13 protein-coding genes, 1 tRNA gene, 1 rRNA gene and 1 pseudogene are annotated in these 15,709 nt (G+C 45.3%); 14 read left to right on the top strand and 2 right to left on the bottom strand.

Translation table 11 applies throughout. The annotated features are described in order from the left end of the window. Positions 1-37: 37 nt before the first annotated feature. The 11 genes and pseudogenes from ARA78_RS09070 (at position 38) to ARA78_RS09115 (ending at position 11,351) form a co-directional block, all read left to right on the top strand. Positions 38-2,918: ribosomal RNA gene (locus ARA78_RS09070) — 23S ribosomal RNA — on the top strand. Between the two features lie 224 nt (positions 2,919-3,142). Further along, positions 3,143-3,213 (top strand) — tRNA-Trp (locus ARA78_RS09075). A 196-nt stretch (positions 3,214-3,409) separates the two neighbouring features. Beyond that, entirely contained in the window at positions 3,410-4,315 is a 906-nt protein-coding gene (gene cysK / locus ARA78_RS09080; RefSeq protein ID WP_015533570.1) for a cysteine synthase A, read from the top strand. A 152-nt stretch (positions 4,316-4,467) separates the two neighbouring features. Beyond that, positions 4,468-5,127, top strand: a pseudogene (locus ARA78_RS14390) (glycoside hydrolase family 32 protein); the annotation flags it as partial. Between the two features lie 42 nt (positions 5,128-5,169). After that, the gene (locus tag ARA78_RS14395; protein ID WP_278315668.1) at positions 5,170-5,643 is read left to right on the top strand and encodes a GH32 C-terminal domain-containing protein; all 474 of its coding nucleotides are present in this window, start codon (positions 5,170-5,172) and stop codon (positions 5,641-5,643) included. A gap of 274 nt (positions 5,644-5,917) precedes the next feature. Then, positions 5,918-6,730 carry a hypothetical protein gene (locus ARA78_RS09090; RefSeq protein WP_022216877.1) on the top strand — a complete coding sequence of 271 codons (813 nt, stop codon included), beginning with the start codon at positions 5,918-5,920 and terminating at the stop codon, positions 6,728-6,730. A 50-nt stretch (positions 6,731-6,780) separates the two neighbouring features. Further along, on the top strand, positions 6,781-6,990 hold the full coding sequence (locus ARA78_RS09095) for a helix-turn-helix transcriptional regulator (protein ID WP_022216876.1): 210 nt from the start codon (positions 6,781-6,783) through the stop codon (positions 6,988-6,990). 55 nt (positions 6,991-7,045) lie between these two features. Further along, positions 7,046-7,825 (top strand): DUF3169 family protein, encoded by a 780-nt coding sequence (locus tag ARA78_RS09100; protein WP_022216875.1) that lies wholly within the window; start codon positions 7,046-7,048, stop codon positions 7,823-7,825. A 222-nt stretch (positions 7,826-8,047) separates the two neighbouring features. Further along, on the top strand, positions 8,048-8,506 hold the full coding sequence (locus tag ARA78_RS09105; RefSeq protein WP_055147620.1) for a ferritin-like domain-containing protein: 459 nt from the start codon (positions 8,048-8,050) through the stop codon (positions 8,504-8,506). Positions 8,507-8,763: 257 nt separating this feature from the next. Next, on the top strand, positions 8,764-9,915 hold the full coding sequence (locus tag ARA78_RS09110; RefSeq protein WP_055280420.1) for a DNA/RNA non-specific endonuclease: 1,152 nt from the start codon (positions 8,764-8,766) through the stop codon (positions 9,913-9,915). A gap of 53 nt (positions 9,916-9,968) precedes the next feature. Then, positions 9,969-11,351, top strand: a complete 1,383-nt coding sequence (locus ARA78_RS09115; protein WP_330375997.1) for an ABC transporter ATP-binding protein — start codon at positions 9,969-9,971, stop codon at positions 11,349-11,351. 89 nt (positions 11,352-11,440) lie between these two features. On the opposite strand, the gene ARA78_RS09120 is transcribed toward ARA78_RS09115, so the two are convergent. Both ARA78_RS09120 and ARA78_RS09125 read right to left on the bottom strand, forming a co-directional pair. Further along, a complete protein-coding gene (locus tag ARA78_RS09120) occupies positions 11,441-11,677 on the bottom strand; it encodes a hypothetical protein (RefSeq protein WP_015533578.1) in 237 nt (78 codons plus the stop codon). 103 nt (positions 11,678-11,780) lie between these two features. Then, complete coding sequence (locus ARA78_RS09125; RefSeq protein WP_022216870.1) at positions 11,781-12,467, bottom strand: Crp/Fnr family transcriptional regulator; 687 nt, start codon at positions 12,465-12,467, stop codon at positions 11,781-11,783. A gap of 145 nt (positions 12,468-12,612) precedes the next feature. On the opposite strand from ARA78_RS09125, the gene ARA78_RS09130 reads away from it, so the two are divergent. The 3 genes from ARA78_RS09130 to ARA78_RS09140 all read left to right on the top strand — a co-directional run bounded on the left by ARA78_RS09130 (position 12,613) and on the right by ARA78_RS09140 (position 15,685). Continuing rightward, complete coding sequence (locus ARA78_RS09130; RefSeq protein WP_015533580.1) at positions 12,613-13,452, top strand: ATP-binding protein; 840 nt, start codon at positions 12,613-12,615, stop codon at positions 13,450-13,452. A gap of 34 nt (positions 13,453-13,486) precedes the next feature. Next, positions 13,487-14,035 (top strand): hypothetical protein, encoded by a 549-nt coding sequence (locus ARA78_RS09135; protein WP_015533581.1) that lies wholly within the window; start codon positions 13,487-13,489, stop codon positions 14,033-14,035. A 207-nt stretch (positions 14,036-14,242) separates the two neighbouring features. Continuing rightward, positions 14,243-15,685, top strand: a complete 1,443-nt coding sequence (locus ARA78_RS09140; RefSeq protein WP_015533582.1) for an MATE family efflux transporter — start codon at positions 14,243-14,245, stop codon at positions 15,683-15,685. The last annotated feature ends 24 nt before the right edge of the window (positions 15,686-15,709 follow it).

The raw sequence follows: 15,709 nt of genomic DNA on the forward strand, positions 1-15,709 counted from the left end.
AAAGAGACCACAACACATCAAGCTACGTGTGTTGTAAGGTTAAGTTAGAAAGAGCGCAGGGTGGATGCCTTGGCACTGAGAGCCGATGAAAGACGTGATAAGCTGCGATAAGCTGCGGCAAGAAGCAAATATTCAATGAACCGCAGATTTCTGAATGGGGAAACCTGGCTGAGCAAACCTCAGTCGTCCTATACTGAATACATAGGTATAGGTCGGGAACCTCCTGAACTGAAACATCTAAGTAGGGAGAGGAAGAGAAAGAAACATCGATTCTGTTAGTAGCGGCGAGCGAAAGCGGAAGAGCCCAAACCGGAGTGCGTGCACTCCGGGGTATGGACTGCAACATGGCAGTGTTAACGATAGCAGAAGGGTCTGGGAAGTCCCGCCAAAGAGAGTGAAAGCCTCGTATGCGAAATTGAAAACACGCCTAGCAGGATCCGGAGTACCACGAGACACGAGAAACCTTGTGGGAAGGCGGAGGGACCACCCTCCAAGGCTAAATACTACTCAGTGACCGATAGCGCATAGTACTGTGAAGGAAAGGTGAAAAGGACCCCGGGAGGGGAGTGAAAGAGAACCTGAAACCCTGTGTTTACAAGCTGTGGAACTACGTTAAGGTAGGACCGCGTACTTTTTGTAGAACGGTCCGGCGAGTTTCTTGTACCGGCAAGGTTAAGCACTTAAGGTGCGGAGCCGAAGTGAAAGCAAGTGTTAACAGCACGCATAAGTCAGTACAAGAAGACCCGAAACCGGGTGATCTACCCATGTCCAGGTTGAAGTCGCCGTAAAAGGCGATGGAGGACCGAACGCACATCCGTTGAAAAGGGTGGCGATGAGGTGTGGGTAGGGGAGAAATTCCAATCGAACCCGGAGATAGCTGGTTCTCCTCGAAATAGCTTTAGGGCTAGCCTCGTATTAGTCTTGCGGAGGTAGAGCACTGAATATCCTAGGGGGCGTCAAAGCTTACCGAAGATTATCAAACTCCGAATGCCGCGTAGATGATGTACGGGAGTCAGACTGCACGAGATAAGTTGGGTAGTCAAAAGGGAAAGAGCCCAGACCACCAGCTAAGGTCCCAAAGTGCGTGTTAAGTGGTAAAGGATGTGGGATTTCGAAGACAACTAGGATGTTGGCTCAGAAGCAGCCATACATTCAAAGAGTGCGTAATAGCTCACTAGTCGAGAGGTCCTGCGCCGAAAATGTCCGGGGCTAAAACACGACACCGAAGCTGTGGATCCGAAAGGATGGTAGAGGAGCATTCTTAAGTCGACGAAGCTGTACTGTAAGGAGCAGTGGAGAGTTAAGAAGAGAGAATGCCGGAATGAGTAGCGAGATTTAAGTGAGAATCTTAAAGGCCGAATATCTAAGGTTTCCAGGGTAAAGCTGATCTTCCCTGGGTAAGTCGGGGCCTAAGGCGAGGGCGAGAGCCGTAGTCGATGGATAACAGGTTGAAATTCCTGTACTGCTTATGGACAGAACTGTGGGGACGCAGAAGGAGAGCACGAGCCGGAAATGGAAAAGCCGGTACAAGCGTATAGCAGTCATGCAGGCAAAACCGCATGAAAAATGTAAAGCGTTATGTGGATCGAACATTAGTAGAGAAGCGTGTGAGCCAGCTGCCAAGAAAAGCCGCTATTGTTTCATAAGTACCCGTACCGTAAACCGACACAGGTGGATGAGGAGAGAATCCTAAGGCCGGCGGGAGAAGTGTTGTTAAGGAACTCGGCAAAATGACTCCGTAACTTCGGGAGAAGGAGTGCCACAGAGATGTGGCCGCAGAGAAATGGCCCAAGCAACTGTTTAGCAAAAACACAGGTCTATGCAAAACCGAAAGGTGAGGTATATGGGCTGACGCCTGCCCGGTGCTGGAAGGTTAAGAGGAGAGGTTAGAGCAATCGAAGCTTTGAATTTAAGCCCCAGTAAACGGCGGCCGTAACTATAACGGTCCTAAGGTAGCGAAATTCCTTGTCGGGTAAGTTCCGACCCGCACGAAAGGCGTAATGATTTGGGCACTGTCTCAACAACACACCCGGTGAAATTGAAATACCAGTGAAGATGCTGGTTACCTGCGCCAGGACGGAAAGACCCCATGGAGCTTTACTCCAGTTTGATACTGGGATTCGGTACTGTCTGTACAGGATAGGTGGGAGGCTAGGAAATGGTGACGCCAGTTGCCATGGAGCCAACCTTGGGATACCACCCTTACAGTACTGGGTTTCTAACCTGCAGCCGTAACCCGGCTGGGGGACAATGTCTGACGGGGAGTTTGACTGGGGCGGTCGCCTCCGAAAGAGTATCGGAGGCGCTCAAAGGTTCCCTCAGAACGGTTGGAAACCGTTCGAAGAGTGCAAAGGCAGAAGGGAGCTTGACTGCGACACCGACGGGTGGAGCAGATACGAAAGTAGGACTTAGTGATCCGGTGGTATAAAGTGGGATTGCCATCGCTCAACGGATAAAAGCTACCCTGGGGATAACAGGCTTATCACTCCCAAGAGTTCACATCGACGGAGTGGTTTGGCACCTCGATGTCGGCTCATCGCATCCTGGAGCTGTAGCAGGTTCCAAGGGTTGGGCTGTTCGCCCATTAAAGCGGTACGCGAGCTGGGTTCAGAACGTCGTGAGACAGTTCGGTCCCTATCCGGCGTGGGCGTAGGATATTTGAGAGGAGCTGTCCTTAGTACGAGAGGACCGGGATGGACAAACCTCTGGTGTATCTGTTGTTTTACCAAAGGCATGGCAGAGTAGCCAAGTTTGGCAGGGATAAACGCTGAAGGCATCTAAGCGTGAAGCCCCCCTCAAGATAAGATATCCCATCTTCGGAGTAAGACCCCTTGAAGACTACAAGGTTGATAGGCTTCAGGTGTAAGTGCGGTAACGCACTCAGCTGAGAAGTACTAATAGGTCGAGGACTTATCCTTAGAGGTTTCTAAGAGATAAGCTTTGGAGATACGCAAGTGTGCATGATATCTGCAAGGTGCAGAATCTAAGGCATACACAGTAAAGAATAAAGTTTACTTTGAAACAGTCTTTGGTTGTTAGATGGGGTTAGGTTACTAGCTTTCTGTGTGAAATTCTGAAGGTACAAAATAAAAGTACCGAGAAAATTTAACGCTGCAACAGGTGTTAAATTTTTTCTGTATATAGGGGATTGGTCAAATGGTATGATAGGGGTCTCCAAAACCTTTGGTGGGAGTTCGATTCTCTCATCCCCTGCTAAAAAGCCTTGAAAACTCAGTGTTTCAAGGCTTTATTTATATTAGTGGGAAGGGAAATGGCAAACTATGAAAAAACTATGAAAAAGGAGAATAAACCACATTAATATAAAGGCAGTTCAATATATTTTATAGTGACTTTGGTGGAAAAATATGTAAAATATTATAATATAAAGTAAAGAGAAGAAGGGATTAATATGTATTACAATGATGTGCTTGATCTGATAGGGAATACTCCGCTTATGTGTCTGAAAAAGTCGACAGGATACAATATATTTGCCAAGGCGGAATTCCTTAATCCTGGTGGAAGTATTAAAGACAGGATCGCAAAAAACATGCTGGAGGTTGCAGAGAGTGAGGGAAAACTCAAGCCGGGAATGACTATTATAGAGCCTACGAGCGGTAATACCGGAATAGGGCTTGCACTCTGTGGTGTTCAGAAAGGTTATAAAGTGATAATTGTGATGCCAGAGAATATGAGTGAGGAGCGAAAGAAGGTTATCAGGGCATTTGGTGCTGAGCTGGTACTTACGGATCCGGTTCTAAGCATCGGTGGTGCTGTTGATAAGGCAAATGAGATAGCAGAATCTGATCCAGAGAAGTATTTCATGCCGCAGCAGTTTGTCAATCAGGCAAATCCAGATGCGCATTATCGCACAACAGCAGTTGAGATGTGTGAACAGCTTGGTCAGAAGATAGACATATATGTGTCTGGTGTTGGAAGTGGGGGTACTCTCCAAGGTATAGCTAAATATCTGTTGGAGAAAAATCCAGATACGAAGATTGTTGCCGTTGAGCCTAAGGGAGTGTCAGCGCTACATGGAGATGGCCCGGGAATCCATCAGATACAGGGAATAGGCGATGGATTTATACCGGATGTTCTGGATACATCACTGGTAACAGATGTGGTGGAAGTGGCGGATAAGGATGCCATTGAGATGGCGAGACGACTTGCCAAAGAACAGGGACTTCTTGTAGGTACGTCATCCGGTGCAAATGTATGGGCAGCTATGCAGATGGCAGAGAAGTATGGTAGGGATAAGGTTATAGCTACAATTATGGCGGACAGAGCTGAAAGATATTTCAGTGTAGGTTTATTATAAAATAGGAAATAAATTTATTTAGGGACATTTTCAAGAGATGCTATGTATGGTACAGTGGAAATGTCTCTATTTTATTGATTTAAATGTGTTATTTGAAAGAACGCAAAATATAAACCATGTAAGTATAAAGGAGAAAAAGAGATGGAGAGCATGTCCTGATATATACCAGTGTTATGAAAAATCCCGACGGTGATGGGGTATTGCAGAACCAGAGCATAGCGGTTGGTGATGGCGTTACATATAAAAAAATACAGAATAACCCGGTGGTGACCGGAGATATGCTGCCGGAGGGATTGAGCAGAGCGGATTTCAGAGATCCGAAGGCATGGCTTGAGGATGGCAGATACTATATGGCTGCAGGCTGTGTGGATCAGGATAATAAGGGGCTTGTGGTATTACTTTCGAGCGCTGATATGGAAAGCTGGACATTTGAGAGTATCCTTGCACGGAATGAAGGTGATCTGGGCGGCATATGGGAATGCCCTGATTTCTTCAAATTAGACGATCATCATGTACTTCTCGTATCGCCTACGGGAATGAAAGCAGAGGGATATGAATTCCACAATGGAAATAATTCTATCTATTTTGTTGGAGAATTTGATAAAGGTGAGAAGGAATTTGACGGTGGAGAGCCATTATCACTTGATTATGGAACAGATTTCTACGCGCCTCAGACTACACTTTTGCCGGATGGCAGAAGGATAATGATAGCGTGGATGCAGTCGTGGCATAATCTGTGGATACCCGGTGGACAGAAGTGGCAGGGAATGATGACGATTCCGAGGGAGATATCTCTGAAAAATGGATGCTTGATACAGAAGCCAGTGAGAGAGATAGAGAAGTATCATGCTAATATGGTCAGGTACTCAGATGAAGTAGTGAGTGGACGGCGTAGTCTGGAAGGTATAAGTGGAAGAAGTCTGGATGTGACATTTGTAATCACTGGAAACAAATACAGCAGATTTACCGTGAATCTGGCAAAGGGAAGCGGATATTATACTCGATTTATATATGACAGAGAAAATAATATAATAGAGATGGACAGGACATTTGCCGGATTTGAGAAAGATGTGGTGTGTATCAGAAGAGCCTGCGTGAAATCAGCAGAATGTTACGGGGATGTCAAGGGAAAGGTTGATGAACAGCAGGAGGCTCAAGATAGTATAAAGCTCAGATTTATACTGGACAGGAATTCGATAGAGCTGTTTGTAAATGATGGAGCTATGACAATGAGCACGGCGATATATACACCTATTGAAGCGGATGGAATAGAGCTGTTATGTGAGGGACAGGCAGTCGTGGATGTGGAGAAGTATGATATCATTTAATAAAAGATGATCTTGCTCAATTGTTTAGTTGTTGCACTGCCAGGCATCAGTCTGGCGGTTCTCCAGATTTCAGGTGCCTCCGTTCCAACATTGATATGACAAGGAAAGTTGTCAAAAGTTATTGACAACTTTCCTTGTCATTTGTTATACTCCATTGTAAAAGAAATGACAACTATAGTTGTCATTTGGCATATATAATATATATATATTATATATATAGCTTGAATTTGGAATGGGATTTTAGTGGTAAGAATTAAAATGGAGTTATGAGGATATGAGGAAAAAGCAAGGTGTAAATAAAAAGGACAATCTAAGTGAAAATGGCATGGATAAAGGTAATAAGAAATCTACCTGTGAAACACTACAAGCTATGTTTGAGGGCATGATCGTCTCCCAACCAGTGGACAAATTGAAGACACAGGTCAAGGGATATTCCGTGACACCGATCACAGAAAGAATGTTAAAGAAGCACAAGCTAGGAGATGCTATGGCTGAGGTCTGTGATATAAATGAGCTTGAGAATGAGCTCCGGGAAAGTCTGAAGAAGGGGCTTCCGGTGTATGGATTCTTCAGGAAGAAACAGATGTGGAGCTGCTTTATTTTTGAGAAAGAAGAGATTGCTAGGGATTCGTTGACGCCTGAACCAGAGAGTGGCAAGGATATGCTAAGTATATATAAGCTTAGAAAGTATTATATTCATCCTGATGTGGACAATCTGACGGAAGATATGATGGAGGCTGCACATGGCAATATGTATCAGAAAGTGATAGATGTATTTGGCGATGATAAGAGTGATGGATTTTTATTGAAGGATAAAATATATGTGTGTAAGCGTGATAAATCCACTGGCGCACCGTTTGGAATTCTAATTGGTGTTGCACTTGGTATAGTGTACGGAATGCTGTTTGACAATCTTGCCCTTGGCATATCAATTGGATTCTGCTTTGGAATAAGCTTTTCTATGATATGGGGGACATCCACACATAAGTATGCAGAGCATGGGCTGGCAGACAGAGCAGAAGCTGAAGATGCGGACAATGTAATAAAAGGATTGGGCTCTGATGGAGAGGACGGCATAAACAGATAATGGACCTGATTATGATGACAATACAGATTAACAAGCTGGAGGTGATATAGATGCCGCTGTACAACAAGCTGAAGGAATACAGGGCTAAGCTGGGGGTAAACCAGCAGGAGATGGGTGCACTGGTGCAGACCTCGAGGCAGACGATAAGTCAGATAGAGAGGGGCGACTACAGCCCATCGGTGACACTGGCACTGAAGATCGCGAAGGTATGTGGCGTCAGTGTGGAGGATATATTCCAATACGAGGATGATAAGGAATGATTCCTGACATATGGATAAGGTCGTGTTAATTCATAGAATGAAAAGAGGATATGAGATGAAGGATACTGATAAAAAAGTGAACAAGAAAAGTAATCTGAAGATATATATAATATTTGCGGTCATGATCCTGGCAAGTCTGCTGGGAGGTTTCCTGGCGGGAAGGCTTGCCGCGGTGAACAAGGACACATTGGATGGGATCAACTGGGATCATATATGGTGGATAACAGCTGATACGCTGCCTATAGTATATGGTGTGCTCATGCTGGCGACGTTTGTGGTGTCATTTGTCATGTATGGGAAGATAAAGAGGATGATCAGAGGCTGGGACGGAGAGAACGAGGATGTGATAGTGGATATAGAGAGTCGGATCACGACTGCCTCATATCTCCCGTGTGTCATCGTGTTCGTTGGACTTGTGTTGTTTCCGGTGTGTATATACGCTGTGGACAGGACGTACAGTGATGGGCGTGGCACATTCCTGACAGTGCTGTCCGAGCTCATATTTCTGATATCTATGGCACTGTATTGTGTGGTTGAAAAGCTTGTCATCGATGAAGAGAAGAAGCTTAACCCGGAGAAAAGCGGAAATATATTCGATATGCATTTTCGCCGTGACTGGGAGAACACATCGGACGAGGCTGAGCTTATCATGATAGCCAAATCCTCCAAGAAGGGATTTATGACTGGAATTAAGGCAGGATTTGTCATGTGGATACTTACGTTTATGAGTATGTTTGCATTTGACACAGGCGTGATGCCAATAGTGGCTGTTGGACTTGTGTTGATTGTAATGTATGTGGCTTATTGTAGAGAGTTTGTGAGACTACAGAAATAAAATAAATATATGTGATATAATGGCGGATGGCTGTATGACAATTGCAGGGCATTCGCCTTTTATTGTATGACACGGTCCTGAGATTTTTCATTGCCATACATATATATAAATGACCAGAAGGCAGAAAAATATAAAAAAATAGAGATGTAGGAATAGAGCTGTACTATTTTGGACAATAATATCTATGCGATGGGATGAATTTTAATCGAAAGGAGTATTGCTATGATATTAAAGGAAAAAGAGAAAACAGTTATCCAGGATCTTCAGACACAGGAGAAGTCCTGTGTGGAGAAATATGGAAGATATGCGGAGCAGGCGAAGGATCCTGAGCTTAAGAATCTGTTCCAGACTATACAGAAGGAAGAGCAGAAGCACTATGATTCACTTACCCAGGTGCTTGACGGACAGGTTCCACAGTGTGACTGCAATGACAGCGATGGAAAAGATTATGAGCCAAAGCAGACATACAAGATGATGGACGATTCCGAGGATAAGAAGAATGATGAGTTCCTTGCAACAGACTGTATTGGAACAGAGAAGCTTGTGTCAGGCGAGTACAATGGAGAGATATTTGCATTTGGCGAGAGTGCGGTGAGAAAGCTTCTGGCGGATATACAGATCGAGGAGCAGAATCATGCGGAGATGCTCTACAAGTATAAGGTCGCAAATGGAATGGTGTAGGGAAAAGCTTACACAAGGGAGCATAAATTGTAAGGAGGATATGTATCACATGTGGTATATATCCTCTTTTTTGTTGCAATGATTTGTTAAAGCAGCTAGTGAAAACTCTTTGTTTTGAATTGAGGTTTTATGCGGGGATGTATTCACAAAACGGATGACAAAATGTAGAATGTTATTATACATTTTGGAAAAAGATAGCTAAATTTTAATAGGATGTATATAGGCAGGGATAACATTTTCAGAGAGGAGAATGTGACGTGAAAAGAAAATTTTACAGTGTACTGTATGTAGCAATATTTGCATTGCTGATGTCCGGGTGCAGTATGTCAGAAATTGCGGATGGCAGCAGGTCCGCGGTAAAGGGATATGAGAAGGAGACTGTAGAAGATACCTCAGAATCAGAGAATACCACAGCTGCGGAGAAAAAAGATAACACCGGCAACACGTCACCTGAAAGCAGTGCGGCAGCATCTGAGAATATTGCAGATCAGCAGGCTTCGAGCATGGAGATTGCTGATATTCCCATATATTCGGGAGAGGCATATTGTGAGATAAATGGCAATGTGCCTTATTTCAGTGAGGATGAGATGGTGACGGAGGCATTTGAGAATTACAGCGACCTGGACTTTCTTGGAAGATGTGGAGTTGCCTATGCCAATATCTGTAAGGAGATTATGCCAACGGAGGAGCGCGGCGAGATAGGTATGATAAAGCCTTCAGGGTGGCATACAGTTAAATACAATGATCGTATAGACGGCAATTATCTGTATAATCGCTGCCATCTGATCGGATATCAGCTTGCCGGGGAGAATGCAAATGAAAAGAATCTGATAACTGGAACCAGATATCTGAATGTCACTGGCATGCTGCCATTTGAAAATGAGGTAGCTGATTATGTGGAAAGTACTGGAAATCATGTGCTTTACAGGGTTACACCTGTATACGATGGAGACAATCTGGTTGCGTCCGGAGTGCAGATGGAGGCGGAGTCCGTGGAGGATAAAGGCGCAGGAGTAAGTTTCAATGTGTATGTGTACAATGTACAGCCAGGCGTGATAATCGACTATGCTACAGGGGACAGCGAAGCGGATCCGGATTATGTGGTGCCGGGAGAGAATGCCAGCACTAAAGTATCAGAGGAAAAAGGAGATGATGACCAGACAGCAGAAGCTGGAATGATCGGAGAAACTCAGGATACGGAGTCAGATATTGGCAGTGATACATCGGAGATCCAGAAGGAGTCTGCGGATGAGGATACATACATAGTCAACACCAACACCGGTAAGTTTCATAAGCCATCATGCAGGAGTGTGAAACAGATGAAGGAAGTGAATAAATCTGAGAGAACGACCACAAGGGACGAGCTTATATCTGAGGGATATGAACCTTGTAAGAACTGCAATCCGTAGTTGAATTTGGCGGTGAATTCTGTTATACCCAAACCAAATTAGGAATAGGCGAGATCGCATCAGTCACGGCAAATACCATGGAGAATCTGGGAGATGTGGCTACGAGAGTAGTCATGCTTACGACTCAGGGACTTCTCGAGACATCCATGATCATACTCATGATCCTGCTCTGCGACTGGAGGATCGCGCTGGTATCATTTGCAGGAGTTGCCATATTCCTTGTGATAAACACGGTGATGCAGAATGCCGGCAAGCAGGCATCTTCGGCGAAGATTGACTGTGACACTGAGCTCATAAACCAGATCATGGAGTACATACAGGGCATATCGGAGGTCAAGTCCTACAACCTCATCGGCAAGCAGACGAAGAGACTCAATGCGGCAAATGAAGCCTGCGTCAGGGCAAATGTAAAAATGGAGCTTGCCTATGTTCCATATCATTTCCTTCAGAGCGTTGTGACAAAACTCACCGGAGCTGCAATAATAGGTCTTTCGGCTTATTTCTATATAAATGGCAGCATGAGCGTTCTGTATGCTGTGGGTATGTCGATCGCGGCATTCATGCTCTACGGGGGCCTTGAGACCATGGGAACATTTTCATCACTGATACATGTGGTCAGTGTGTGCGTAGACAAGGCAAATGTAGTGCTCGGACTTGACACAATGGATATAGATGGAAAGGAACTCAATCCAGAAAATCACGATATAGAGGTTAAGAATATAGAGTTCTCTTACGACAAGAGAAAGATAATAGACGGAATCTCACTCACCATACCGGAGAAGACAACGACGGCGATCGTCGGACCATCTGGCGGTGGAAAGACAACCCTGTGCAATCTGATCGCCAGATTCTGGGATGTGGATTCGGGTGAGATAACCCTGGGCGGAACAAATGTTAAGGATTACAGCATGAACAGTCTCATGAACAACTTCTCATTTGTATTCCAGAATGTATATCTCTTTGCTGATACCATAGAGAACAACATCAAGTTCGGAAGGCCGGAGGCAACCCATGAAGAGGTTGTGGAGGCTGCAAAGAAGGCGTGCTGCCATGACTTCATCAGCAAGCTTCCTGACGGTTACAACACTGTGATCGGTGAGGGCGGTGCAACCCTCTCAGGCGGTGAGAAACAGAGAATATCCATAGCCCGCGCCATCATGAAGGATTCACCTATCATCATCCTTGACGAGGCGACTGCAAATGTCGATCCTGAGAACGAGAAGGAGCTTACTCTTGCAGTGGACGCTTTGACAAAGGAGAAGACGATCATCATGATCGCCCACAGACTCAAGACCGTAAGACATGCGGATCAGATAGTAGTGGTGGATCAGGGAAGAATAGCCCAGAAGGGAACCCACGAAGAACTCATGAAGCAGGACGGAATCTACAGAAGATTTGTGGATTCGAGAGAACTGGCAGTTAGCTGGAAGATATAAGTGAAATGTATCCTGTGAAACACAGAAGACAGGTGTCAGATAATCGACACCTGTCTTTTGCTTTGGGATATTAGTTATCAGTTCGCAGCCTACTCAAAATCGTCCTCATCATAATCGCAGTCGCAGTTACAGCCGCCATCGCTGCAGTTGCCGTTGTATGAGCCAAATGTCTGGCTCTTTCTAGGAGAGCAGAGCATTCCGAGCACAAGCCCTGTGAGGAATGTGCAGATAGCGAAAAGCACGGCCTCTCTTGTTGAGTAGTCTTTATCCTTTACGACAACAGTGAATTTGTTCCATCCGTCTTTGATAGTTTTCATTGGTTTCATTGAAATCCCTCCTGATCATATTATATTGATAAATCCTGAATCAGGGAAAATCCCCCATCTGTAATGAATTTCCCTGAACAGTTAATTACATGATACATCAACATCACACATCAGTCCACCCCTGGGCAGGAGACTTGAGAACAAAATGAGATTTGTGGAAGTCGATCAGCCCATCAGTCTTCATCCTGCCAAGTTCAGTAGACAGTCCACTGCGATCCACGGACAGAAAGTCAGCGAGCTGCTGTCTGGAAAATGGTATGTCAAATTCGTTGCTGCCATGTCTGTGCATCTCCGATGACAGGTAGGAGAGCAACTTATCCCTGGTTGTTTTCTGACTCATGTGCTTTGATTTTTCGCCGAGCCTCAGGTTCTTGCCGGCGAGATCACGCAGGAGATTTCTTATCATCTGATTATGTCTGCCACATGTTACCGGGCAGGTGGTGAGCATTTTTTGAACATTCAGAAACAATACAGAACTTGCAGCTTCAGCATATACGCTGACGTCGAGTACGGAGCCAGGGGTACAGGCATATGATTCCGCAAACGTGTGTCCGGGCAGGATGGCAGACATGACGCTTTGACCCCCCCAGTAATCCTCCTGGATGACTATCGCTTTGCCTGTAAGCAGCAATCCTATATATTCTGTTGTGTTGCCAGCCATGAGAATACACTCATTTTTTTGGTATTTTTTGATGATTGCACCCAGACAGTCCAGTATGGAGTCAACGTCGTCGGCGATAATACCAGAAAAAAGACTGGATTTCAATAATGTGTTCATGTATTTGTTCATATTACCTCTTAGTGGGGACGCTACTTTTGTCACAAGGATTGTCCCTAGAAAGTATAACATTTTTATGTTGAAAATTCAACATACACAAATGCTCTGACTGAATATAATGACGTTAAAAGCAGGAAAAAGATTGGAGGAAATATATATGATAAGAAGAGTTATACAGATAGACGAGGACAAGTGTAATGGATGTGGAGCCTGTGCAAATGCGTGCCATGAGGGTGCTATAGGCATGGTAAACGGCAAAGCAAAGCTGCTCAGAGACGATTATTGTGATGGACTTGGCGACTGCCTGCCGTCGTGTCCTACAGGAGCCATAACATTTGTGGAGAGAGAGGCGGCTGCGTATGATGAGGCGGCAGTCATGGCAAACAAACAGGCAAGACTCGATGCAGAAAAATCCAGAAATATGGTTGGCTCAGGAGTGATGCATGAAAAAAGTCCGGCACACTCCGGTTGCCCTGGTTCCATGGCGAGAAGCATATTCAGGAGACCGGCAGCAGCTTCAGGTGAAGCAGTACAGGCAAGCTCATATGAACAGGCAGCAGTAGAATGCGTACAGAATACAACTGATAAAACAGTCAATCAGCAGGCGGGTGACATATATAATTATGAGCGCCCGAGCCAGCTCACACAGTGGCCGGTGCAGATCAAACTTGCCCCGGTAAATGCGCCATACTTTGATGGTGCAAAGTTGCTTATAGCGGCGGACTGTACAGCCTATGCCTATGCATCGTTCCACGAGAAATTCATAAAGGGACATGTGACTCTGATCGGCTGTCCGAAACTTGACAGTGTCGATTATTCAGAGAAACTTACAGAGATTATCAGGCGAAATGACATACAAAGTGTTACAATAGTCCGTATGGAGGTTCCTTGTTGTGGAGGACTGGAGATGGCTGCGAAGAAGGCACTTCAGGACAGCGGCAAGTTTATCCCATGGCAGGTTGCAACAATATCAATAGATGGAAGAATTCTTGACTGACATTCTCTTCACAGCACCATGAAAGGTAAAGACAATGGAAGATAAAATAAGAATTACAACTGAGACAGGCAGTCGTCTGGTCGGTGCTCTGATAGGGCTGGTGAGAGCCACTGATGGGATGATGCATGTGACTGATGATACAAATAACATAATAATAGAAGGTTTGCACATGTCTGATATTGCTCTTGGCATCTCTGATGCAGACATGAAGGCGATGATTGCAAGGGTGCATGCTGATAAGCATACAATTGTCCCTGACTGCAGTGTATGCGGTGCACCATGTGGCAGGACTGCAGATTATGACTGGGAGAGCGTGTACAGAGAAGAACGGACAGAGCACGAGGAAGGCAATAGAGATGGCAATGTGGCAGAGCCTTCTGTCATATCGGACGTGCGGATAGACATACTTTCCACACTTCAGAAGATATCCCACAGAGTGATCTCCGGGGAGATCAACGCAGATGGCGAGGTGAACTTCAGTGTGTGCAGGGCAGTATTTGCACTGGGGGAGAACTGGAGTGACGGCGAGCTTGAGAGAGTAGAGCGTGAGCTTGAAGATTTGTCAACCAACAACAGTATGTAACAATGGCACACAAAAATATAATACTTGAAAATAACAAGGCTTGGCGCATCACAGATGGAATAAAAGTGGTGCGCCTGTTAAAATTAATAAGAAAATACTTCATACTACAGGTATAAAGCCATTGCAAATACAATTATTCGGGAGTACAATAATCGGACGCATCAAATTAAATGATGAAAGAGATAATAACAGGAAAAGGTAACAAAAATGGGAAGTGCTGCTACGGGCTTTGTAAAAAATAATAAAAAGGTGACATGGAAAGAATTTGCCAGAATGCTGGCTGTGCTTGCTGTGCCTATTGCGATGCAGAATCTGCTGGCGACCACCGCTAGTATGGTTGATACCATCATGATAGGAAGTGAGGGCGAGATCGCCGTTGCGGCGGTTGGCGTGTGTGCACAGATAGGATCACTTTTGTTTTCAACATATTGGGGATTTGTCAGCTGCTCCCTTCTGTTCATGTCTCAATACTGGGGTGCCAAGGATCCAGAGGGAATGAACAAGGCATTTGGTCTGGCGATCATATGTGCGGGAATATTTGGAATAGCATTTGCGGTGGTGACTGTGGTTGCACCGGGGTGGATACTTGGAATATATACAGATAAAGTAGAGATCATAGCACTTGCGAAGCCATATATGAGAATAGTTGGATGGTCTTATCCGCTTCAGGTATTTGCCGCAATAATTACAGCACTCCTTAAGTCAACGGAGAGGGTGAAGGTGCCACTGGTATGCTCGGTCATCTCACTTTTACTCAACTTTTGTATAAATTTTGTGTTGATCTATGGTAAATTTGGTGCTCCCAAGATGGGAGTTGCTGGTGCGGCTATAGGTACACTGGTGTCTGGTATCGTGAACATAGCGCTGCTCATTCTGTATCTTGCAAAGAGCAGGCATGAGATAAAGTTCAGTGCGCGAAAGGCATTTGATATTGATATGGGATTTGTGAAGTCCTATGCGTCCAAGGCATTCCCGATCGTATGCAACGAGATCCTCTATGGCGTGGGCCAGATGATAATCAACGTTGTCATGGGACATCAGAGTGATTCCGCCATAGCCGCCATGGCTGCATTCCGTGTATGTGAAGGGTTTGTATATGCATTCTTTGGTGGTCTGGCAAATGCGTCCAGCGTTGCCGTGGGAAATGAAGTTGGCGCGGGTAATCTGGACAGGGGACTTTCCTATGCCAAGAGAGCTGCACTGGTATGTCCTGCCATCACATTCACAATTGTGCTCATCACGATGCTGCTGCACAATCCGCTGTTTGGATTGTTTGGACTCGGGGCTGAGGCGATGATGTACACAAAGTATATGCTTATAATATATCTGTTCTTCGGAGCAGTCAGAACATGCTGCTATATACAGAACGAGTGCTTCCGTGCAGGCGGTGAGGCCATCGTTGGAACAGTTATGGAGATCAGTGGACTGATGTTGTTTTCGGTCCCGGCTACATGGGTAGCAGGAATGGTGCTCAAGCTGCCATTCCTCGCAGTGTTCTCATTTGTTTACACGGATGAACTTCTGAGATTTGTCATACTGACACCGTACTTGTTAAAAGGAAGGTGGATCAAACCTATGACGGGACCTGGTCGCGCGGCACTTGATGAGTTCAGGGGCAGGATGAAGCGAAATAAGCATAGAGCGCGATAATCTATGGGGACGGAGAGGTCAGGT

Source organism: Coprococcus eutactus, assembly GCF_001404675.1.
Classification (GTDB): Bacteria; Bacillota; Clostridia; order Lachnospirales; family Lachnospiraceae; genus Coprococcus; species Coprococcus aceti.

Bases quoted from the DNA above. Each gene is read 5' to 3' on its own strand.
- ARA78_RS09095 (WP_022216876.1), top strand. From the start codon at position 6,781: ATGCCGCTGTACAACAAGCTGAAGGAATACAGGGCTAAGCTGGGGGTA.
- ARA78_RS09100 (WP_022216875.1), top strand. From the start codon at position 7,046: ATGAAGGATACTGATAAAAAAGTGAACAAGAAAAGTAATCTGAAGATA.
- ARA78_RS09105 (WP_055147620.1), top strand. From the start codon at position 8,048: ATGATATTAAAGGAAAAAGAGAAAACAGTTATCCAGGATCTTCAGACA.
- ARA78_RS14395 (WP_278315668.1), top strand. From the start codon at position 5,170: ATGGTCAGGTACTCAGATGAAGTAGTGAGTGGACGGCGTAGTCTGGAA.
- ARA78_RS09135 (WP_015533581.1), top strand. From the start codon at position 13,487: ATGGAAGATAAAATAAGAATTACAACTGAGACAGGCAGTCGTCTGGTC.
- ARA78_RS09120 (WP_015533578.1), bottom strand. From the start codon at position 11,677: ATGAAACCAATGAAAACTATCAAAGACGGATGGAACAAATTCACTGTT.
- cysK (WP_015533570.1), top strand. From the start codon at position 3,410: ATGTATTACAATGATGTGCTTGATCTGATAGGGAATACTCCGCTTATG.
- ARA78_RS09125 (WP_022216870.1), bottom strand. From the start codon at position 12,467: ATGAACAAATACATGAACACATTATTGAAATCCAGTCTTTTTTCTGGT.
- ARA78_RS09130 (WP_015533580.1), top strand. From the start codon at position 12,613: ATGATAAGAAGAGTTATACAGATAGACGAGGACAAGTGTAATGGATGT.
- ARA78_RS09140 (WP_015533582.1), top strand. From the start codon at position 14,243: ATGGGAAGTGCTGCTACGGGCTTTGTAAAAAATAATAAAAAGGTGACA.
- ARA78_RS09090 (WP_022216877.1), top strand. From the start codon at position 5,918: ATGAGGAAAAAGCAAGGTGTAAATAAAAAGGACAATCTAAGTGAAAAT.